General features: G+C 38.3%; 18 protein-coding genes. 10 read left to right on the top strand and 8 right to left on the bottom strand.

Going from position 1 to position 20,421, the window contains the following annotated elements; translation table 11 throughout:
• Positions 1-20: 20 nt before the first annotated feature.
• A complete protein-coding gene (locus GQR38_RS12670; protein ID WP_165721810.1) occupies positions 21-1,376 on the bottom strand; it encodes an MFS transporter in 1,356 nt (451 codons plus the stop codon).
• 364 nt (positions 1,377-1,740) lie between these two features.
• On the opposite strand from GQR38_RS12670, the gene GQR38_RS12665 reads away from it, so the two are divergent.
• On the top strand, positions 1,741-2,469 hold the full coding sequence (locus GQR38_RS12665; RefSeq protein ID WP_165721811.1) for an NUDIX domain-containing protein: 729 nt from the start codon (positions 1,741-1,743) through the stop codon (positions 2,467-2,469).
• Between the two features lie 90 nt (positions 2,470-2,559).
• Here GQR38_RS12665 and GQR38_RS12660 read toward each other — a convergent pair whose 3' ends face one another.
• The 5 genes from GQR38_RS12660 to GQR38_RS12640 are packed head-to-tail and all read right to left on the bottom strand — an operon-like array spanning position 2,560 to position 6,237.
• On the bottom strand, positions 2,560-4,482 hold the full coding sequence (locus tag GQR38_RS12660) for a PilX N-terminal domain-containing pilus assembly protein (protein ID WP_165721812.1): 1,923 nt from the start codon (positions 4,480-4,482) through the stop codon (positions 2,560-2,562).
• Positions 4,483-4,995 carry a prepilin-type N-terminal cleavage/methylation domain-containing protein gene (locus GQR38_RS12655; protein WP_007585188.1) on the bottom strand — a complete coding sequence of 171 codons (513 nt, stop codon included), beginning with the start codon at positions 4,993-4,995 and terminating at the stop codon, positions 4,483-4,485.
• Positions 4,992-5,402 carry a prepilin-type N-terminal cleavage/methylation domain-containing protein gene (locus GQR38_RS12650; RefSeq protein WP_007585189.1) on the bottom strand — a complete coding sequence of 137 codons (411 nt, stop codon included), beginning with the start codon at positions 5,400-5,402 and terminating at the stop codon, positions 4,992-4,994. The genes GQR38_RS12655 and GQR38_RS12650 overlap by 4 nt, the downstream gene beginning before the upstream one ends.
• A complete protein-coding gene (locus GQR38_RS12645) occupies positions 5,396-5,848 on the bottom strand; it encodes a prepilin-type N-terminal cleavage/methylation domain-containing protein (RefSeq protein ID WP_165721813.1) in 453 nt (150 codons plus the stop codon). Before GQR38_RS12645 ends, GQR38_RS12650 begins: the two co-directional genes overlap by 7 nt.
• The gene (locus GQR38_RS12640) at positions 5,839-6,237 is read right to left on the bottom strand and encodes a type IV pilin protein (protein WP_165721814.1); all 399 of its coding nucleotides are present in this window, start codon (positions 6,235-6,237) and stop codon (positions 5,839-5,841) included. Before GQR38_RS12640 ends, GQR38_RS12645 begins: the two co-directional genes overlap by 10 nt.
• A 581-nt stretch (positions 6,238-6,818) precedes the next feature.
• Between GQR38_RS12640 and GQR38_RS12635 the strand changes: the two genes are divergently transcribed.
• Complete coding sequence (locus GQR38_RS12635; RefSeq protein WP_165721815.1) at positions 6,819-8,309, top strand: SulP family inorganic anion transporter; 1,491 nt, start codon at positions 6,819-6,821, stop codon at positions 8,307-8,309.
• A gap of 10 nt (positions 8,310-8,319) precedes the next feature.
• A complete protein-coding gene (locus GQR38_RS12630; RefSeq protein WP_165721816.1) occupies positions 8,320-9,171 on the top strand; it encodes a universal stress protein in 852 nt (283 codons plus the stop codon).
• A 76-nt stretch (positions 9,172-9,247) separates the two neighbouring features.
• Here the strand turns inward: GQR38_RS12630 and GQR38_RS12625 are convergent, their stop codons facing one another.
• Entirely contained in the window at positions 9,248-10,165 is a 918-nt protein-coding gene (locus GQR38_RS12625; RefSeq protein WP_165721817.1) for a LysR family transcriptional regulator, read from the bottom strand.
• Between the two features lie 116 nt (positions 10,166-10,281).
• Between GQR38_RS12625 and GQR38_RS12620 the strand changes: the two genes are divergently transcribed.
• The 3 genes from GQR38_RS12620 (at position 10,282) to GQR38_RS12610 (ending at position 12,203) form a co-directional block, all read left to right on the top strand.
• Positions 10,282-10,905, top strand: a complete 624-nt coding sequence (locus GQR38_RS12620) for a glutathione S-transferase (protein WP_165721818.1) — start codon at positions 10,282-10,284, stop codon at positions 10,903-10,905.
• Positions 10,906-11,119: 214 nt separating this feature from the next.
• The gene (locus tag GQR38_RS12615) at positions 11,120-11,923 is read left to right on the top strand and encodes a DUF2971 domain-containing protein (protein WP_206006190.1); all 804 of its coding nucleotides are present in this window, start codon (positions 11,120-11,122) and stop codon (positions 11,921-11,923) included.
• A gap of 109 nt (positions 11,924-12,032) precedes the next feature.
• Positions 12,033-12,203 (top strand): acetyltransferase, encoded by a 171-nt coding sequence (locus GQR38_RS12610; protein ID WP_165721819.1) that lies wholly within the window; start codon positions 12,033-12,035, stop codon positions 12,201-12,203.
• A gap of 182 nt (positions 12,204-12,385) precedes the next feature.
• On the opposite strand, the gene GQR38_RS12605 is transcribed toward GQR38_RS12610, so the two are convergent.
• Positions 12,386-14,542, bottom strand: a complete 2,157-nt coding sequence (locus GQR38_RS12605; protein WP_165721820.1) for a pyridoxamine 5'-phosphate oxidase family protein — start codon at positions 14,540-14,542, stop codon at positions 12,386-12,388.
• Between the two features lie 394 nt (positions 14,543-14,936).
• Between GQR38_RS12605 and nirB the strand changes: the two genes are divergently transcribed.
• The 4 genes from nirB (at position 14,937) to GQR38_RS12585 (ending at position 20,246) form a co-directional block, all read left to right on the top strand.
• On the top strand, positions 14,937-17,510 hold the full coding sequence (nirB, locus tag GQR38_RS12600; RefSeq protein ID WP_165721821.1) for a nitrite reductase large subunit NirB: 2,574 nt from the start codon (positions 14,937-14,939) through the stop codon (positions 17,508-17,510).
• The gene (nirD, locus tag GQR38_RS12595) at positions 17,497-17,850 is read left to right on the top strand and encodes a nitrite reductase small subunit NirD (protein ID WP_165721822.1); all 354 of its coding nucleotides are present in this window, start codon (positions 17,497-17,499) and stop codon (positions 17,848-17,850) included. The genes nirB and nirD overlap by 14 nt, the downstream gene beginning before the upstream one ends.
• Positions 17,851-17,859: 9 nt before the next feature.
• Positions 17,860-18,723, top strand: coding sequence for a uroporphyrinogen-III C-methyltransferase (gene cobA / locus GQR38_RS12590; protein WP_165721823.1), 864 nt, complete (start codon positions 17,860-17,862; stop codon positions 18,721-18,723).
• Between the two features lie 260 nt (positions 18,724-18,983).
• The gene (locus GQR38_RS12585) at positions 18,984-20,246 is read left to right on the top strand and encodes a nitrate regulatory protein (protein WP_165721824.1); all 1,263 of its coding nucleotides are present in this window, start codon (positions 18,984-18,986) and stop codon (positions 20,244-20,246) included.
• The last annotated feature ends 175 nt before the right edge of the window (positions 20,247-20,421 follow it).

The raw sequence follows: 20,421 nt of genomic DNA, 5'->3' as shown, positions 1-20,421 counted from the left end.
GTGCAAAGTGGGCTGCTAAATTAGTTTATGGTTTTGTTATCAGCCAGCTGCGTTTGAATGCGCTTTACCTCAGGCTCGGTAAGTTTGTAACGTGTTATAAAAATTAAACATGCCACGGTACAAATTACTGGAATGCCAGCAAAGGCGAGTAAAATGCCTGATAACGTGTGTTCTGATTGCTCTTGATTAGGCACGTATGCATAGCCAGATAATATCCACCCTGCAATAGCACCGCCAATTGCAAAGCCTAGTTTTATTGCTAATAAATGACCCGAAAACGTAACAGCGGTTAATCGGCGACCAATTTTTAATGCGCCGTAGTCAACCGTATCTGCCACCATCGAAAACATAATTGGGGTAATTATCATGTGGGCAAAGTTAGCAATAAAGTAGACGATAAAAATGGTGACTATGGCGTCGCGCTCAAGTACGTAAAACATGCTGTGAGAAATAATTACGACCACTAAAGCGACTATAAATAGTGTTTTCTTTTCAATAAATTTGGTTAAAAAGTTGGTAGACACAGCGCCTAGTACTGAGCCAATTGCTGAGAGTGTTAAAAAGTTAGAAGTAAGTGAGGCTTCTCCTACGTAGTACTTAATATAATGCGGTGCTACTGAGGCTCTAACGCCAATTAATATTAAAGTTGCTAGACTTATAACGGCTATTACAACCCATTGATCGTTTTTAAATAAGCTTAAAAACTCAAGAAAGGCATTCTTTTTACTTTGCGCGGGTTTAACTTGTTTGGTTTCTTTGGTCATTTTAAAACACAGTAAAAAACAAGCCGCTGCAAGTCCGCCTAAAAACACCATGGCTAGCGGGTAGCCTACTACATCGTCGCCGTCGCCAAAAAAAGCAACTAGCTTAGGCAGTGCCCATACAATTACAAGCAGTGCAGCCATTGCCATTGCAAACCGATATGACTGAAGCGATGCACGCTCTTTAGGGTCGTTTGTCATTACTGCGCCAAGTGCGCCGTACGGTATATTAATGGCGGTATAACACGTCATTAATAGCCCGTAAGTAAAGTAGGCATATATAAGCTTGCCCGTAGAATCAAAATCGGGGGTTATGAATGCTAAGCAAGCAAACACACCGTAAGGCACGGCTAAAAATAATATATATGGGCGGTAAGAGCCCCAACGGCTGCGCGTTCTATCGGCAATACTGCCCATTATTGGGTCGGTAATACCATCAAATAAACGAACCGCTAATAATAAGGTACCCGCAGCGGCTGCAGATAAACCGTAAACATCGGTATAAAATATCAACATAAAGTTAGCGACCATTTGAAATACAATATTACTGGCTGTATCACCAAGGCCGTACCCTATTTTTTCTTTAATTGTGAGTGTGTGTTTTGTGTTGTTCATGTGTGCTCAATTTTCAATGCAAATCGATATAGTCAAAAATACTATATGCATTTTTAGCGCGTGTAAACATTTATGTTACATTTTTAATTTGCTGGTAATGTATTTAATACACGACGCTAATTAGCCGTTAAATTTACTAACATACAAAGGTATTATTCGTTCAATAAAAAACCAATACCAAACCAAAGTCGAATATGTGCGTTAACTCGTAAAAACAGGTACAGTGTATAAAGTGATTAATTAAATAGATGTGATTGTTTTAAATAGGAATTATAAAAGCTTTTTATTTGCGCTTTACCCACCTTTTATATACCCTTAATAGTCTTTATAACAATATCTTCGTATAGCTTTGGCTGAGTACTTTATGCACTATAAAACATCAAACATTTCTAACAACATCGACGAAGAATCGATTCCTGATGACTGCATTAGCAATCTAACCGTAGATAATATTGTATTTGCTATTCATGAAGGTAAGTTAAAGGTGTTGCTGGTTAAATATAACCGCGGCCTTGCAACAAGCCAGTGGGGTTTAATTGGTCATTGGGTTCGAAAAAATGAAAACCTAGATTCAGCCGCACTTCGTGTCGTTAAAAGTACAACCGGTGTTGAAAACCTTTATTTAGATCAGTTAGGTGCTTTTGGTAACGTAGACCGCTACCCTGCTAGACGTATTATTACCATTGTTTATTATTCGCTCGTTCGCTTTGAAGAAACCAACCTTGTGAGTGGCGACAATGCTTTAGAGTGTGAATGGTTTGATGTAAATAATGTGCCGGCTTTAATGTTTGACCACGCCGATATTTTAAAAAGCGGCTTAGATTATTTACGCTACAAAGTAAGGCACGAGCCTATTGGTTTTAGCCTACTCCCAGAAAAATTCACCCTGCTTGAGCTACAAGGAATTTACGAGTCTATTTTAAATAAATCACTCGATAAACCTAACTTTAGACGTAAGTTTCAAAAAATGAACTTATTAATAAACTGCAAAGAAAAACAAACCAACGTAGCTCACAGAGCCGCAACGCTTTATCGTTTTGACATAAACGTGTACGAAAAATTAAGAGAGTTTGGTTTTACGTTTGAGTTTTAAATAAGCAAATCTTGAGCAAAGTAATTAATTTAATAATCCTGATAGATTCCCTTATAGAATTGAGCTTTGAATAACGACCTAATAGCTTTGTTATTCATTGCTTTTTTCAACGGGGGTAAAGCGCCATCCTTTGAAAACTAACTTGCTTGCAGATCCATTACCACCAGATGAAGAACCACCAAAACTGGCTTCATTTAACGCCGTGTCAAAGTGAATACCACCGGCGCCGCTTACAATAACAGTATCTCCTAAAATAGACCCTTTAAAACCAACTGCTGAAGTAACTTTAACTTGTGAAAGTGGTGCGTATATAACAGCATAAAGCTCTCGTGTACCACCTGAAAACTCTATTCCAGTATCATTTCCACTGTAAGAACTATAAATACTAAAAACGGGCCTGCCTTCATTTGTAATCCCATTGTCAGGTGCGTAAACTTGTGCCCCATTTCCTATCTTAAGCTTTCCTTTAATTATGATAGTTAAGCTGCTGTTATCAGGGATTGTTAGCGAACTTGCGCCATTCATTGTAAAATCGCCATCTACAAACATAACTGCATTATGATTACTTTTTACCTGCATTCGGCCTTTAATTGTTACTTCATCAAAATAAAATATTTGAGCTGCTGAATCAAGGAAAGTTGCAGCTTTAGCAGTGATGGTACCATCTGGAGTGCTTCCAAAGTCTACTAAAAAGTTAGCCGTGTTAGTTTCTAACTCGAGTAAGTCACCAGCTCTGCTATTGTTATTTATAAAAAGGTCAGGGCTTGTCGTATTAACTGACACGCTATCAATTGCTGTTGCAATATCAAGTGGATCACACGCAGTTAACCCTCTATTATTTTCACTTTCTGGTGTTATTTTTTCAACTGGCTCAATAGTTGGTATTGATATGTCTGGACTTGATACTTTATAAGGTGAAAAAGCATACTCTGGTGTGTCGCCCTTAAAAGAGCCATTACCTGCGTATCTAAGGTCTTTACTATCAATAGTACTGCCCCACTGTTTAAGCGTCACATTACCTTGAACACGCACTCCACCGTATACACTTCCCCCTGTTTGCTCATAATTCCCGGAGGTATAAACGCCGTGCCGTATTGTTGTTTGATTAAGAGCGACTAAATCATATGAACGAATTGTTCCTTGGACTGCATTACCTGTAATAGAAATTGGACCTGATGAACTAATATCACCACCAACTGGAGTTTGCTTTACTGATATAGATTGGTTTGCTGAAATACTACCTGAAACAGTACCACTACTTTGTGTGAAACTTAGATATGCCGATGCATCCCCTCCAACGACCACGCCACCAGAGAGTATTAAATTTCCATTACTATGAATATTGCCTGTAATATCAGCGCCTTGAATAATTGATAAATTACTAGAGGATAGAACATTACCTTCAATTGTACCGCTACCATTGAGCGTAATATCACCAGAGTCGTTAACTGTATTAACAAAAGATTCTTCTGATGTATTTTTGTTACCATCAGCTAGTGTGTCGTTATAATCCCCTAAAGACGAATCATAGCTATCAATTAAGCCACTTCCACTAATTGCAACACCAGAACACCCTGTAATTCCATTAGAAAAAACTGAGGCACTGCTGGTCGTTCCGCCCCCACCAGCTACATATTCGAATATAGCTTGCATTTGGTTCTCACCTTCAAAGCGAGTACCTTCGCTAGAAATTAAAATATCGCCATTACTGTCAATCTCAATGGTTGCATTGTATATACTAGATTCAAGCGAACTTGTACCAGAAACTTCACTATTATGGGCTATTAAATCGTTAATATTTATAGTCGGATCTGCAAGCATTGCTGTTTCTAGTTTTTCAATACTTGAAAATACCCCTTTCTCAGACATCAACCTTGCGTTCAATTTTTTCTGAAAATTACCACTCAAGCGCTCCTGGATCACACTATCTCTAAGAGTACTAAGTACAACAATTGAAGCCATAGATGTTAAAATAAGTACAGTAACAAGTGTAAAACCAGATGTATTTTTCATTTATTGAAATGCCTTATTCATTACCATTTGCGACAAAGATATATCAATCACTAAGCTGTTATTGAATTGGCTTGGTAAGTTTGTAGGTTCTACAAGGACACTCACTACGTTGTTATCAATTACGTAGCTAATTGCATTAACACCTTTTAATATTTTTACTTTTCCATTCCCTACATCACAAAATAATGAGTCATCTTCATGGCTATATTTTTCGATAAATGGCGCACTAATAGTTAAGCCAGTACAAGCAGATGACCCCATCTCTTGCTCAACACTTAGAATATTATTTGTGTAAGTAGGGACTGAGTTGGTTTGTTTTAGACTTCGTGTAAATACTTTACTGCTAAATCGGATTACATCTAATGCATTTTCTAAATCTTTTGCTGTGCTGGTACTGCTATTAATTGAAGAATAAGCCAGACTCACACCGCCTAATAGAAACATACCTGCAGCAAGTGCAACCATAAGCTCTATTAAAGTAAAGCCTTTATGTTTATTTATTAGATGTTTCATGGCGTGCAACCATCAGGTAGTGTTGGGAAGCTTCCTGTAATTACAACGCGATTTTCTAAGTTGTCAGTCAAACGCTTATCTTGCCAGGTTACTTCAACCGATAAATCATTTGAAAAGTTAGCAGGTAGAGTGAGTGTATATGCATCAATTTGTGGGGATAAATAATTTCTAAAGTCAGTATCGTTGTACAAACTTGGATCTGTTTGTTGTAGCTCGCATAAATGAGGCCAAATACGCTCTAAAACATTATTAGCCTCAATTATTGACACCGTATAATTAAAGCTGTTTGTAATATATTGCAATGATTTTAGTTGACCTGAAGCAAGCCCTAACAATGCAACCGTCGCGACAATTAAAGCAACCATAACTTCTAAAAGAGAAAACCCTTTGCTGTAATTTATTAGCATGTCTCTGGGGCCTCAACTAACCAACTTTGTCCACTTTGTAAAATACATAAAGTAAAGTCGCCAGTTGTACTGTGCTTATCGCTCACCAAGATTTGATACATTTGGCCTAATTCACCCGTACTTGAAATATTAATATTCTTTAAATCTACAGAAATGCTGCTATGTGTAGTTTCAAAAATATTTAACGTGGTTTGCGTCGAATTAATAGCAGTTTTTACTAGCCATTGTTTATTCAACGTTTTGATAGAAACACTTTGATCTCTTTTAATGGCTTCACTACGCGCAAATTTAAAAACACTGTGCAGTTGATTCGAATTTGTAACTAATCTATCCCGCTTTATAAAAGTAATAAACGAAGGAGTCGCAACTGCAGTTAAAATACCAATAATGGTCATCGTGATTAAAACTTCGAGTAAAGTAAAACCAAGGCTTTTTTTTACCAGCACTTAGATTTATCTGCTGACTTAGTACCACTTTGATTTACAGACAACTTGCCACACTCATCACTTTTCTGAGCACCTTTAGGTGTAACTTGTATTGTAAATTCAGACCCATTTGAAGCGCCTGTAGTTGCATCGGTTGTATAGCTAAAGGAGTAATAATCTGAGGTAGGAAAAGTAAATGTATTTGGGTAACCACCAACACGAGTGTATTGCCTTTCTAAAACAGCTGTTTGCTGTAGTAAAACCTGTTGGATATCAGCTCTTCGACTTTGTTGTATGTAACTCGTATAACTTGGAAGTGCAATTGCATATAAAATCCCGATAATAGCAATTACTATCATTAATTCAATAAGGGTAAAACCGTAAGGTATCCTTAATTGCTCCGTTTTCACTTATTTAATTTCCATTATTTATATCAAACATGTTTTATTTTTACGTAAAATAAAAAGTAATTTGGAGTTTTTTGAAGAATGTATAATAGCGACAAGTTACATCTTGTCAACAATATAACGTTAGAATATACAGAAGCATTTATTTAACTCCAGTTACGCACCAGATTAAATAAAAAAACGTTTAAGTGCACTAAAACAGTGCAAATAACGAGTATTTTAAATAATATTGTATTATAATTACCTTAATAGCTCACTGTTAATATACTAAGTTATTTTATATAATTAATAACTTATTTATTGTATATGTTTCTAAAATGTAACTAGGCTTTTATTCATCAGCCGTAACCTTCTATTTTTCTATTCGCTAGAAACAAACTTTTTCTTATGTTATTTTCACGTAGCTAGTAAATTAATTAATCAAAAAGGAGCTTTTTACTTGAAACTTACGCCGCCCTAGGCAACCACTCCCTTTTTCATCAGCACGTTGCGTGCACCCTTAATCGCCATCTGCGCGAGAATCATTGTTATTTAAATAAAATACTCCCCTATACTTTGGGAAACTAACTAATTAGGTTTATTACATGTTTGATCACGTAAAAAGAGATTGGCTCTCTAATGTTCGTGGTGATGTGCTTGCTGGTATTGTTGTGGCGCTTGCCCTAATACCGGAAGCTATTGCCTTTTCTATTATTGCGGGTGTTGATCCAAAAGTAGGTTTATATGCCTCATTTTGTATTGCGGTTATTATTGCCTTTGTAGGCGGACGCCCTGGCATGATATCGGCTGCTACCGGTGCAATGGCGCTGTTAATGGTGACGCTGGTTAAAGATCACGGTCTGGAATATCTACTGGTTGCTACCTTACTTACCGGTGTACTGCAAATATTTGCAGGCTTTTTAAAGCTTGGTGAGTTAATGCGGTTTGTATCGCGCTCTGTTGTTACAGGGTTTGTAAACGCATTAGCGATTTTAATATTTATGGCGCAATTACCTGAGCTTACCAATGTTACTTGGCATGTTTACGCCATGACCGCTGCGGGCTTAGGTATTATTTACTTATTTCCGTATATTCCAGCTATTGGCAAAATCCTTCCCTCTCCTTTAGTGTGTATTGTTGTTATTACACTGGTTTCACTGTTTTTAGGGCTTGATATAAGAACCGTTGGCGACATGGGCGAACTGCCAGACACCCTACCTATATTTTTATGGCCCGATGTACCGCTAACACTCGAAACGCTGCAAATTGTTTTACCGTATTCGATTGGTCTTGCGGTTGTGGGCTTACTTGAATCAATGATGACCGCCACTATTGTTGATGACTTAACCGATACAACGAGCGATCGTAATAAAGAGTGTAAAGGTCAAGGTATTGCAAATATTGGCGCAGGTTTATTTGGTGGTATGGCGGGTTGCGCCATGATTGGGCAATCAATCATTAACGTTAAATCGGGCGGTCGTGGACGACTTTCAACCTTTATTGCTGGTTTATTTTTAATCATCATGGTGGTGTTTTTAGATGAGTGGCTGCGTTTAATTCCTATGGCGGCATTAGTTGCAGTAATGATTATGGTATCTATTGGTACGTTTTCGTGGACATCCGTTAAAGATTTAAAAAAGAACCCGCTTTCGTCAAACGTAGTGATGATTTCAACCGTTATTGTGGTTGTTGCCACGCATAATCTTGCCATTGGTGTTTTAGTTGGCGTATTGCTAGCTACGTTGTTTTTTGCGAACAAAATTGGTCGCTTTATGGTTGTTACTACTAAGCACGATGAAACTAAAAACCTAGTAACTTATGAAGTTGTAGGCCAGGTATTTTTTGCCTCAGCTGAGCAGTTTATAGCGTCGTTCGATTTTAAAAATGCGGTTTCTAACGTAGTAATTGATTTAACCCATGCCCACTTTTGGGATATAACCGGTGTATCGTCACTCGATAAGGTGGTTATTAAGTTTAGACGCGAAGGCGCAACAGTTAATATTGTTGGTATGAATAGCGCAACCGAAACAGTTGTTGATAAGTTTGGCGTACATAACGACCCCAAAGAAGTCGATAAACTACTTGGCGGTCATTAAGGAGAATGTAATGGAAAAAATAATTACCTGTATCGATGGCTCTGTCATTACACACGCTGTAACCGAAGCTGCTATTTGGGCTTCAAAAAAGCTAGATAAATCAATTGGCTTTATACATATGCTTGAAAAAATACAACAAACTAATGTAGGTAACTACACCGGTACAATTGGTTTAGGTGCCCAATCGGCTTTGCTTGAAGAAATGACAAAACTCGATGAACACCGTAGTAAAGTTTCTTTAAAACTAGCAGATGAATTACTCGACTCGGTTGCTGTACAAGCAAAAATTGCTCATATTCAAAACTATGAATTAATTAAACGTCACGGTGATGTAATCGACGCTATTATTGATTTTAAAGATGATACTCGCTTAATCGTTATTGGTCGAAATGGTGTTGATCATCGTGTTGATTTAAATGCACTTGGTTCACACATCGAAACGCTCGTGCGTAGCGCCTCGCAACCAATATTGCTTATTTCTAAAAAGTTTAAGCAGCCTAAATCATTTATGATTGCGTACGATGGTCGCGAAACAGCCGACAAAGCACTGCAACAAGTCATTGATGGCGGTTTATTACATGGGCTTCATTGTCATTTAGTGAGTATTAATAATAATGAGAAGAACTTAGAAGAGAAGTTTCTTAACGCTCAATTTAAACTCAGTAGTATGGGTTTTGAAGTGTCTGCAAGCTTTTTAGAGGGCAATGTTTTTGACTCGTTAATGCAATACAAAGAACAAAATAATATTGATTTAATTGTTATGGGGGCTTTTGGGCATTCTAAGTTAAGGCAGTTTTTTGTGGGCAGTAATACCATTAAAATGCTCGAAAACAACGATGTGCCAGTTATTATATTAAAGTAAGTGGTTGTTTTAAGTAAGCGCCATTTTTAAGTAAGCAACTGTTTTAAATGACCTACTTTAAAAAGCCTAAAATCACTTAACTGATTTTAGGCTTTTTTGTTTTTGGCTTAGCTTCAAACTTTTCAAATAAAAACTGAATAAACGACGTAACCTTTTGAGCCACAAACTTTCTATGCGGATAAATAGCAAATAAGCCAAACTCAAAGGTTTTATAACCTTGCATAACCTGTACAAGCTTACCCGATGCAATATCGTCTCTCACCACTATCTCAGGAATTAAGCCAATACCGCCACCTGCTACAACCACCTCTTTTACAGCTTGCGGATTATTAACCGAAACACGCGAGTTTACGCTTGCCGTTAATGCCTCACCACTAGGTGAAATTAAAGGCCAATGGCGACCTATTTTAAAGTTGCTATCAATCACCGTAGCGTGTTGTTCAAGCTCGCCAACACTTATAGGTGCGCCAAAACGCTGAATGTATTCGGGTGATGCACATAAAATTAAAGGGTAACTGGTAATTTGCCTCGCAATTAAATTAGAGTCAGACACACTGCCAATTCTTATTGCTAAATCAACCCCCTCTTCTAGCAAATCAATTGTTTTGTCTGAAAGCACTAAATCAATACTTAAATCAGGGTATTGGCTCAGTAACTCAGGCATTAACGGCGCAAGGTTTGATTCACCAAACGACACCGGCGCACTCACCCGAAGTTTGCCGCTAGCAAGCGCTGTTTGACCCGATAAGTTATCGAGCATTTCGCTATAGCTTTCAATTACCGGCACTACGCTTGCGTAATAACTTTGCCCCGCTTCGGTAATCGAAATTCTACGCGTGGAGCGGTTAAATAATCTAACCCCTAAGTCTTGCTCTACAATGCCCACATATTTACTAACCAGCGCCTTTGAAAGCCCTAGTCTGTCGCCTGCGGCTGTAAAAGAGCCTGTTTCAACAACCGCGATGATTGTTTTAATGCCAATAATAGTATCCATGATTGTCAATATAGCATTGACATTTATTCCTTACTAGCTTGGTTTTTCAAAACTGATAATAGTGAAAGAATAGCGTTATTAAAAATCACTATTCAAAATTAAAAACAGGACAACCCATGAGCAACCTAACGCTATACCGTTTTACTTTATCTGGTCATTCTCATCGTGCAGAGCTATTTACATCGCTTTTAAAGCTTGATGTAAATATGGTTGATGTTGCACTGCAAGACGGCGCGCAAAAGCACGCTGACTTTCTAAAAATGAATATTTTTGGACAAGTACCGGTACTTAAAAACAACGACGACATTATTAACGATTCAAACGCTATTTTAGTGTACTTAGCACAAAAATTTGATGCTAACAGAACCTGGTACCCTGAAGATATTACTGTTCAAGCACACATTCAGCGCTGGTTGAGCGTTGCTGCAGGACTTGTGGCTTCAGGTCCGTGTTCGGCGCGTTTAGTTACGGTATTTGGCGCAGAGCTTGATCATCAAAACGCGATAAACATTGCCCACACATTATTTAAAACAATGGATGCATACTTACAAAATCGCGAGTACTTAGTAGGCACTCAGCCAACTATTGCCGACATTGCCAACTTTTCGTACATAGCACACGCACCAGAGGGCGGCGTATCACTTGAGCAATACCCAAACATTTTAAGATGGTTAAGCAACATTCGTAAACTTGATGGTTTTATAGCAATGCCTGAAACAAAAGCGGGTTTGCTCGCTTAGTGTTTTAAGTTTTTAATACTATTTTTTAAGAGGCTATTAAGCCTCTTTTTTTGTGTTCGTTTAAGTGCTACTTGAGATTCAGTGATAATATTTATAATTGGCAATAGGTTACGCTATTTGCTATTAATACATCTTCACAATATAGGGACATTTTCAGGTGGAAATTAAAGAAATGTCCTCTGATAAATAGTTAAGCTTTATTATGGGTAATATAATGGTTGGTAAAATTTACGAAGGTGACTTTAAGTATAAGTACATGGAATATGGCGATGGGGCAAAGTTTCTTATTAAAGATGCCACCATGAAGTTTACAAACCCAAACGAATTTAATGACCCATTTGATTGTTTACCATCATATACATTAGAAAATGTAGATACTTTAATATTAAAGGATAAAGAAACGCTTAAGAAAGCCGGTGATGCTTTAGGTTACTCTCCTTCTGGAAGAATAATGAACAAAGGAAAGATGATTGCAAATGTAAAACGATCAGTTTCTAAAGGGATTTGGCAAAGTTTGATTAGAAATGATATTGGCGTATGTTCGTTAACGTCTAAAGCATGTAATTTATTAATGTGGGCACATTATGGCAATAATCATAAAGGTATAGTTGCTGAGTTTAGAAATGAGATACCTGATAATCCCGATTATAGTGAAGAGTTTTTATGCTCTTTTCATGTTGAATATAATAAAGAAAAACCAATAAAAGAACTAAAAGACGCTGATTTTGTTCACGATTTATTAGTTAAAGGTCTTGATTGGGAGTATGAAGATGAGATCAGATGCTTAGATATGCATAGACGAGCTGGTATACACAAATACCGCAGAAATTTACTTAAATCAATAATACTTGGTGTTAAATTTGATGAAAAAAAGATTAATGAAATTGAGATTTTAATTGATAATGTTAACAAGCAGTATAATTTAGATATAAAACTATACAAAGCTCAAATAGTTAAAGATACATTCAAAATTTATATTCCCGAACATCCTATATATGGTGATCCTTCGTGGGTATAGATTATACAGGCAGCTTAGACAGAACAATACTGTTGACTACATTTTTTCACTATACAATTTATAGTCAAAAAAATTCCGTTAATGTACTCTATTATTAAGGGTAGTTGTAATGAATAAAAAAGTTGAAGCTTACGGCGTTTCAGCGGTTGATAGACCTAAGATAAAAGCAACTAAAATTTTAGATTTATCTGGTGAAGCAGGTAAGCAAATTGTAAAATCTGAAGCTAAATTAGCTTTAAAAACACATAAAAAAACATTTACTAAATTAGCTCATATGTAATGGAAATAAGAATCTAATGTATCAGTTAATAATGTGCTGAAAACTAAAATACCTAATGGGTATATTGCAGCAAGCAAATTACAGTTAAGCAATTCATATAAAAAACAAGTAGTAAAGAATTTCTAATGACTTGTAACTTTGACCACGGTATTTCTATCTATTAACCAAAATCTTCTCAAGCTTTAAAGCTCTAAATCAAGTTCATCAACGCCTTTAGCCGGTACGGCGCAGCAAATTAGCGCCTGCCCTGCCTCTACTGGGTAGCTTACGTTATTGCGATACACTACGGCGCCTGCGTTTATTTTTACGGCGCAACTGCCGCAGCTGCCGTTTCTACAGCCAAATTCAGGTTCTAAACCATGGGCTTCGGCTACATTAAGTATAGTGTTATCGCCTTTATTCCAGCGTTGTTCAAAGCCCGATTTACTGAATTTAATTACGGTGTTGTCGGCTTCCTCAGTGCTAATCTCTTTGCTTTTATTAGGCGCTTCGTTTGTGTTAAGCACTTTGCGCTTAATACTGGAGGGTCCAAATGCTTCCGCAAATATGTTTTTGTCCTGCACACCGAGTAATAACAGCTCGTTATATACATGCTGCATAAATGCTTGCGGTCCACATAAAAAGAACTCGTAATCATCAAGTGGTAAATAATACCTAAACACATCCGCATTTATGCGCCCTTTTAAATCAAAGCCCTCGTCTTTTAAATTAAAGCTCTCATCTTTTAAATTAAAGCCATTGTCTTGCTTTTCATCAAGCTCAGGCTGCGATAAAAGTGAGTAGTAATCAATTGCGCAGCCACTTGTATCTGCAAGCGTTTTTAGCTCGTTATAAAACGCACGCTGCTGTTTATTTTTAGCACTATGAAAAATATGCAAAGGGCGTGTATAGCGGGTTCTTAACCCTTCATTGGCAATATGTTTAGCCATTGAGATCATAGGTGTAATACCTATTCCGCCACCAATTAGCACCGCTGGTTTGGTACTGGTTGGGTCAATAACAAACTGCCCTTGTGGGTATTTAGCTAAAATAACGTCGCCTACTTTTACGTTATTATGAAAGTAGTTAGACACCTCGCCACTGAGTTCTTTTTTAATCGATAACCGATAAAATAGTTCATGAGGGCTCGATGACACGGTGTAGGTTCTAATAACGACTTTGCTATTACTGTTATTGCTATTACCACTACTTTTACTTGGTATTTGTACGGTTAAGTGCTGCCCAGCTTTAAACGGTAGCAAGGTTGTATTGTTATGCCCTTCTAAATAAAATGATGTAATTACATCACTTTCTTTCGTTATTTTAGTTACTTTTAAAGGCTGCCACGTATGTTTTAGTTTTTCGGCTTGTTTGTTTTTATCAGCCTCAAGCCACGTGCCCGTCATTTTAGTGTTAGGGGAATAAGCATCAAATTTAGCACTAAACGGGAGTAAGTTTTTAAGCCACATTCCTTTAGTGAGGGTAAATTTCCAGCCTCGGTCTGCGCCAATAAAGCCTTGTAAATCTGGATGCCCGTCCCATAAAATTTCAACGCTGCCAGTAAGCATTAATACATTACCCGTGTCAAAATCAGGAAATAGCAAACCTGCTTTTGGGTTTAATAAAAAGTTACCCATGGTATTAAAAAAATTGTTACCAGCGTAATCAGGAATCGTTAATGTGTTGCCTTCTCGCTTTACAAAACCCGGCAACCCACCACGGTGAGAAACATCAACCCCTTCAATTTTTGGGTTGTTTTTAGCGGTTATAGAGCTTGAAACAAAAAATGTATCGGTTGTGTCAATTAACACACTAGCTGCGTTATCGAGTGTATTAAATTCAACTTTTTGCAGTGCATTACTTTTAAGTAAAGGATCTCTATTAAACGTTAAGTCGCGCGTTTGAATATACTGCGGGCAATTTCCAAAGGATTGATCAACACTAAAACTCACCTGATTATCACTAATTACCTCACTTACGCGCACGTTTAAACGGTTACGCCTTCGTGTACTTAGTTCAATACCTAATAAACCAATTGGCGAGCCGGCAATATTTAACGTGTTATGTAGAGGGTCGTTTTTATCAACCGCATGGGTCATTAATAACGACGTAGGAGTTGGGGCGCTTAAAAAGCCCGACTGTCCTGAAACAATAGATACCCACACATCGGCGTTTTCATCAACACTGCCTGCAACCACAAATGGTAACTGCTCAAAAAAGGCTTGATGCTGCTTTGGCATAAATGAGCGCACGGCACGTTTGCCAAATGTTGCCATTATTTCTCGTTTACCGAGTTTGTCTTGTATTGCCAGCTCGCCTTCGTGAAAAGGTGAAGCATCTATTGAGTTTGTGTTAGTCATTTTGCTCGTAATTCGTGTGCGTATTTCATGGGTTAAATTTAACCCAATACACAATGAATGATAATGGGTGTTTTATTGACTGATAATGCACAAAACAATGACAATACTTGCACCCTCTTAGTGCCAGACGCGCACCAACATATAACAAAATAGGTTTTATCTTCACTCTAAAAACACATTAAATACTATTTAAACAATAACTTAAAAAACTGGCTGTGTTTTTGCAAACATTCTATTAACAAGCCCGTTTTACTTACGGCAAAAATTTAGGTTGTGAGCACAATAGCTATTAGCAACCATCGGCAAAGAAGCCCGCACACAGTTATGCATAATGCGTATTTGTGGCGGGCTTTTTTGTTATTTGTATTTAAACCGTCACTTTAAGGAATGCCCTATGCAAACCTCGCAAAAAATACTCATTATTGGTAATGGTATGGTCGGACACCACTTTGTTGAGCAAATGCGCCAAAGCGATGCCAACGCAGACATTACTGTACTTTGCGGAGAAGCAAATCTTGCATACGATCGCGTGTACTTATCAAGTGTATTTGATGGCAAAACCGCCGCCGATTTAGCACTTACCACTCACGACAACTACAAACAGCTTAATATTAATGTGCATACCAGCCAGTGGGTTGAAGGCATTGATAGATCAGCAAAAATAGTGACCACATTAACCGGTGAGCAATACCCATACGACAAACTTATATTGGCAACAGGTTCATTTCCGTTTGTGCCGCCTATAAAAGGTAACGACCAACCTCATTGTTTGGTGTATCGCACATTAGAAGATTTAGAACAAATAAAAGCCAGTGCGGCTGCAAGTAAAAGCGGTGTTGTTATTGGCGGTGGTTTGTTGGGGCTTGAAGCTGCAAATGCCATTAAGCAACTGGGGCTTGATACCCACGTAGTTGAATTTGCACCACAACTTATGGCTGTTCAGCTTGATGGACAAGGCGGTACGCTACTAAAAAATAAAATAGAAAAACTTGGCGTAACCGTACATACATCAAAGGCGACCAGCGAAATAGTAAAAGGCGAAACGAGTCGCTTTAGATTAAATTTTTCGGACGAAACATTTTTAGAAACAGACCTAATTTTGTTCTCTGCCGGTATTCGCCCGTACGACCAACTAGGTAAAATTGCTGATTTAGAGCTTGGTGAACGCGGCGGTATTATTATTAATAACCAATGCCAAACGTCAGATCCTGATATTTTAGCCATTGGCGAGTGTGCCCTGTGGGACAAAAAACTATTTGGTTTAGTTGCACCGGGTTACAACATGGCGCGCGTTGCAGCGAGCCAGTTAAGTGGTGGCGAGCTTGAGTTTTTAGGTGCGGACATGAGCACAAAACTTAAGCTGTTAGGCGTAGAAGTAGGCTCAATTGGCGACGCTCACGCAAAAACGCCAGACTGTAAAGAACTTATATATCAAGATGCTATTCGCGGCTGTTATAAAAAAATCATACTAAGTGAAAAAGGCGATAAATTACTGGGCGCTGTACTTGTTGGCGATACCAGCGATTACGATACTTTATTGCAGTACATGCTTAACGATATGGACTTACCAGAAAACCCTGAGTGTTTAATTTTACCAGACAGCGGCGGCGCACCCTCGTTATCTGGCAGTGCCCTACCCGACACCGCCACTATTTGTTCGTGTCACAATGTGAGTAAAGGCGACATTGTAGGCGCGATTGATGGCGGCTCATGCGATTTAGCATCGGTAAAATCATGCACTAAAGCAGCAAGCGGCTGTGGTGGTTGTGCGGCATTATTAAAATCAGTTGTTGATAACGAATTAGCAAGTCGTGGAGTTGAAGTAAACAACCATGTATGTGAGCACTTTGCGTATTCACGTCAAGAACTACTGCACATGGTAAAAGTAGAAAGCATTAAAAGCTTTGATGACTTACTAGCTAAACACGGCAGCGGTCATGGCTGTGAAATATGTAAACCTGCCATTGCCTCTATTTTAGCCTCAACATGGAACGACTTTATTTTAGAGCCCGCTCATGTTGGCTTACAAGACACTAACGATACGTACCTAGCAAATATGCAAAAAGATGGCTCGTACTCTGTGGTACCGCGTATTGCGGGTGGCGAAATAACGCCCGACAAACTCATTGTAATTGGACAAGTAGCAAAAGACTTTAACCTGTACTGCAAAGTAACTGGCGGTCAACGTATTGATTTATTTGGTGCGCGCTTAGAAGAGCTTCCTGTTATTTGGGAGCGACTTATAGAAGCCGGATTTGAGACCGGTCATGCCTATGGTAAGTCACTCAGAACCGTTAAATCGTGTGTAGGTAGTACTTGGTGTCGTTATGGTGTGCAGGACAGCGTTGGACACGCAATTGAAATTGAAAACCGCTACAAAGGGTTACGTGCACCGCATAAATTTAAAATGGCGGTATCGGGTTGCACCCGCGAATGCGCCGAAGCACAAAGTAAAGATATTGGCATTATAGCCACCGAAAACGGCTGGAACTTATACGTGTGTGGTAATGGCGGTATGCGCCCTCGCCATGCTGATTTATTTGCAACCGATTTAGATACGCCAACACTGATTAAATACATTGACCGCGTAATTATGTTTTACATTAAAACGGCTGACAAATTACAGCGTACATCGGTATGGATGGAAAATCTTGAAGGCGGTTTAGACTACCTTAAAAGCGTAGTTATTGACGACAGCTTAGGTATTTGCGACGAGTTAGAAGCGCAAATGGAATTAATTACACAAACCTATGCCTGTGAGTGGAAAAAAGCAATTGAAAACCCAGATGCTGCCAAACGATTCCGCCAGTTCGTTAATAGCCCCGAAACCGACGACAACATTTTATTTGTGCAAGAGCGTAACCAAATTCGCCCTGCTACAGAAGCCGAAAAACGTGAGCAACGTAATACACAAAACCGTATTCCAGTAATGGAAGTTGAAGAGGAGCAAGCTGATGTCTTGGCATAATATTGGAACAATCGACAACCTAGTGGCTAATAGCGGCGTATGTGCACTAGTTAATAATCAGCAAGTGGCTATTTTTTACATTCCACAAAATCCAACGGCTGTGTTTGCCATTAGCAACTACGACCCAATTGGTAAAGCTAATGTATTATCACGTGGCATTATTGGCTCAATCGACAATAAATTAGTTGTCGCATCGCCTTTATATAAGCAACACTTTTGCTTAGAAACAGGCGAATGTTTAGAAGTAGAAGCAATACACTTACCGGTTTTTGATGCAAAAATTGAAGACGGCAGTGTATTTATAAGCGCTGCGCCAAAAGTTACAACAGCTGTGGCTTAGGGGTATATTATGAGTGTATTGTCTTATTTTTCGGGTATTGAAAGCGTGTGGCTAAATAAGCTTGTTACTAAGCTAACAAGCTCAAATGATCGCAGTGCTAAAAGCGGCAACGTTTATATAATTGGTGCGGGCCCAGGAGACGCAGAGCTAATTACGGTAAAAGCACAGCGTTTAATTAATGCAGCCGATGTTGTTTTATACGACTGGTTAGTAAGCGATGATTTATTAAAAACGCTTCCTAAAAAAGCGCAACGTGTATTTGTAGGTAAACGTGCTGGCAAGCATTCAATGACCCAAGCTAACATTTGCGAACTACTGGTTAAATACGCGCAACAAGGCTTAAACGTAGTGCGTTTAAAAGGCGGCGATCCTAGTATATTTGCACGTATTAACGAAGAAGCCGATGCGCTAACTAAGCATAATATTAATTTTGCGATTGTTCCGGGTGTAACAACGGCTTGTGCTACTTCCGCTTATACGGGTATTCCGCTTACTGCAAGAGACGTAGCGCGTAGTGTTACATTTTTAACGGCGCAGTTTGCCGATCCTAACAAGCAACCTCATTGGCAAAATTACGCATTTGAGCAAGGCAATAACAACCCTACTTTAGTGGTTTATATGGGGCTTTCGCGTCTACAAACGCTAAGCAGCGGTTTGCAATCAGTGGGCTGGCCAAGTAATACACCCATTGCACTAATAGAGAATGCCACTACCACTAAGCAAAAGGTAATTACCAGTACGCTTGAGCAAATAGTAGATGAGCATGATAAACAAAACCTTCAAGGCCCTACCCTAATTATGATTGGCGAAGTAATAAATCATAAAATGGCTATTAGTCCTGAATTACTAAACAATATAAACGCTAATGCATAATACGACTTTCGCGCTTACTACCTCCCCAGAGGTAGGCGCTTTTTTTGTTTTTAATTTGGGTTCAAGTTGTGTGCAATAACATGTTTAAATGCACCAAATAAGTTAAAAGTAATGGTAATTATAATTATAGAAGCACAGTGAAAAACAAAAACTCAATTTCAAGTAACTGTATTAACTTGATTTTAAATTCAATGATGAAATTTATTAATGATTGGAACAGTGGTTGCACTTTAAAAACAAAAAAGTGTGGAACAATACCAATGGCGACAAGCAATCCTCTCACAAAACAGTTTTTATTAGCGGCTAAATATCAAGAAATACACGCGCTAAAGCAATTACAAAACAGTTGTGCCTCGCTTACTAAATTAGGCGACTTTGTACATCAGCTACAAAAAGAGCGCGCAATGAGTAATATATTTTTAGCCTCAAATCGCGAGCGATTCAAAAGCCAATTACAAGAGCAGATCCCTTTAAGCAACAGCGCACAAACTGATTTTTATGATTCACTTAAGCAAACATTTATAAACGACAACGCCGATACTGGCCATACTCGGTTATTTAATTTAATTACCTATAGCTTACAAGCACTCGATGCATTACCGGTATTGCGCAAGCAAATAGCACAACAAAACATTAGTGCGGTACATGCTACGCAGTCATTCACTCAGTTAATTGCTAGTTTACTCAATATTATTTTAGAGGCAGCTGATGGCGCAAGCGATCCCAAAATAACGCGCTTATTAGTCGCATTTTTTAATTTTATGCAAGGTAAAGAATACGCAGGACAAGAGCGTGCCTGTGGTGCACAAGCATTTGCAGCGAGTAAATTTACCACAGAACAAAAACAACAACTCGCGCATTTTGTACAAGAGCAAAACCACAGCTTTGACTTTTTTAATGAGTACGCCGATGCGCACCTTTTAAAATGTTTTGGCACACTAACAACGCATCAGGTTAATAATCAGGTAGAGCAACTTAGAAGTTTACTGCAAAAGCTCGATGACGAGAACGCTCAACCGCTCTCACAACTGAGCGAAGTATGGTACGAAGTAACCACTACGCGCATAGATATAATGCACAAAATTGAACAAAATATAGCAGATCAGTTAATTGATACCGCAGCAATGCAAATAGCCTGTGCTCAACGTAGCTTAAATACAAATAAGCAGGTACTTAACAATATGGTAGAGCAACACATAGCCCCTACTTTTGGCCAATTAGCCGTTAAGCAACCAGAGCCAGAAGTGAGCCAAAACATAGCGGCCGATAAGCTCAATAGTAATAAAAGTATGTACGATTTAATTATCGAGCAAAGCCAGCATATTAAACAAATAAACCAAGCGTTACTTGATGCTAAAAAAGTAATTAGTGAGCAAAAGGTAATTCACCAAGCCAAGTACATACTTATTGAGCAGTTAAAGCTCACTGAAGAGCAAGCCCATAAACAGCTACAAAAACAAGCAATGGATACGCATAAAACCTTATTTAGCGTAGCGCAAACAATTATACAAATGAGCGATTAAATATGCTGTTTTTACTTGGGCATGTTGATCTTTAGTAAGAACACTACCCAACATAATACTTATTTATTCAGTCATAAATTTCACGATCAGACTTAGTTTTACCTTATTAGAAAATAGATTCATAAGCTACTGACTATAATAAGGTAAGGCTTTAATTTGGCGTTAATTTATAAAG

It is taken from the genome of Pseudoalteromonas sp. c7(2019) (assembly GCF_011378625.1).
Classification (GTDB): Bacteria; Pseudomonadota; Gammaproteobacteria; order Enterobacterales; family Alteromonadaceae; genus Pseudoalteromonas; species Pseudoalteromonas arctica.
The sequence above is the reverse complement of the archived record's forward strand: the minus strand, read 5'-3'. Positions and strand labels throughout refer to the sequence as shown.

Bases quoted from the DNA above. Each gene is read 5' to 3' on its own strand.
- cobA (WP_165721823.1), top strand. From the start codon at position 17,860: ATGAGTGTATTGTCTTATTTTTCGGGTATTGAAAGCGTGTGGCTAAAT.
- GQR38_RS12605 (WP_165721820.1), bottom strand. From the start codon at position 14,542: ATGACTAACACAAACTCAATAGATGCTTCACCTTTTCACGAAGGCGAG.
- GQR38_RS12610 (WP_165721819.1), top strand. From the start codon at position 12,033: ATGAATAAAAAAGTTGAAGCTTACGGCGTTTCAGCGGTTGATAGACCT.
- GQR38_RS12655 (WP_007585188.1), bottom strand. From the start codon at position 4,995: ATGAAACATCTAATAAATAAACATAAAGGCTTTACTTTAATAGAGCTT.
- GQR38_RS12670 (WP_165721810.1), bottom strand. From the start codon at position 1,376: ATGAACAACACAAAACACACACTCACAATTAAAGAAAAAATAGGGTAC.
- GQR38_RS12615 (WP_206006190.1), top strand. From the start codon at position 11,120: ATGGTTGGTAAAATTTACGAAGGTGACTTTAAGTATAAGTACATGGAA.
- GQR38_RS12660 (WP_165721812.1), bottom strand. From the start codon at position 4,482: ATGAAAAATACATCTGGTTTTACACTTGTTACTGTACTTATTTTAACA.
- GQR38_RS12625 (WP_165721817.1), bottom strand. From the start codon at position 10,165: ATGGATACTATTATTGGCATTAAAACAATCATCGCGGTTGTTGAAACA.
- GQR38_RS12665 (WP_165721811.1), top strand. From the start codon at position 1,741: ATGCACTATAAAACATCAAACATTTCTAACAACATCGACGAAGAATCG.
- nirB (WP_165721821.1), top strand. From the start codon at position 14,937: ATGCAAACCTCGCAAAAAATACTCATTATTGGTAATGGTATGGTCGGA.
- GQR38_RS12585 (WP_165721824.1), top strand. From the start codon at position 18,984: ATGGCGACAAGCAATCCTCTCACAAAACAGTTTTTATTAGCGGCTAAA.
- GQR38_RS12630 (WP_165721816.1), top strand. From the start codon at position 8,320: ATGGAAAAAATAATTACCTGTATCGATGGCTCTGTCATTACACACGCT.
- GQR38_RS12650 (WP_007585189.1), bottom strand. From the start codon at position 5,402: ATGCTAATAAATTACAGCAAAGGGTTTTCTCTTTTAGAAGTTATGGTT.
- GQR38_RS12635 (WP_165721815.1), top strand. From the start codon at position 6,819: ATGTTTGATCACGTAAAAAGAGATTGGCTCTCTAATGTTCGTGGTGAT.
- nirD (WP_165721822.1), top strand. From the start codon at position 17,497: ATGTCTTGGCATAATATTGGAACAATCGACAACCTAGTGGCTAATAGC.
- GQR38_RS12620 (WP_165721818.1), top strand. From the start codon at position 10,282: ATGAGCAACCTAACGCTATACCGTTTTACTTTATCTGGTCATTCTCAT.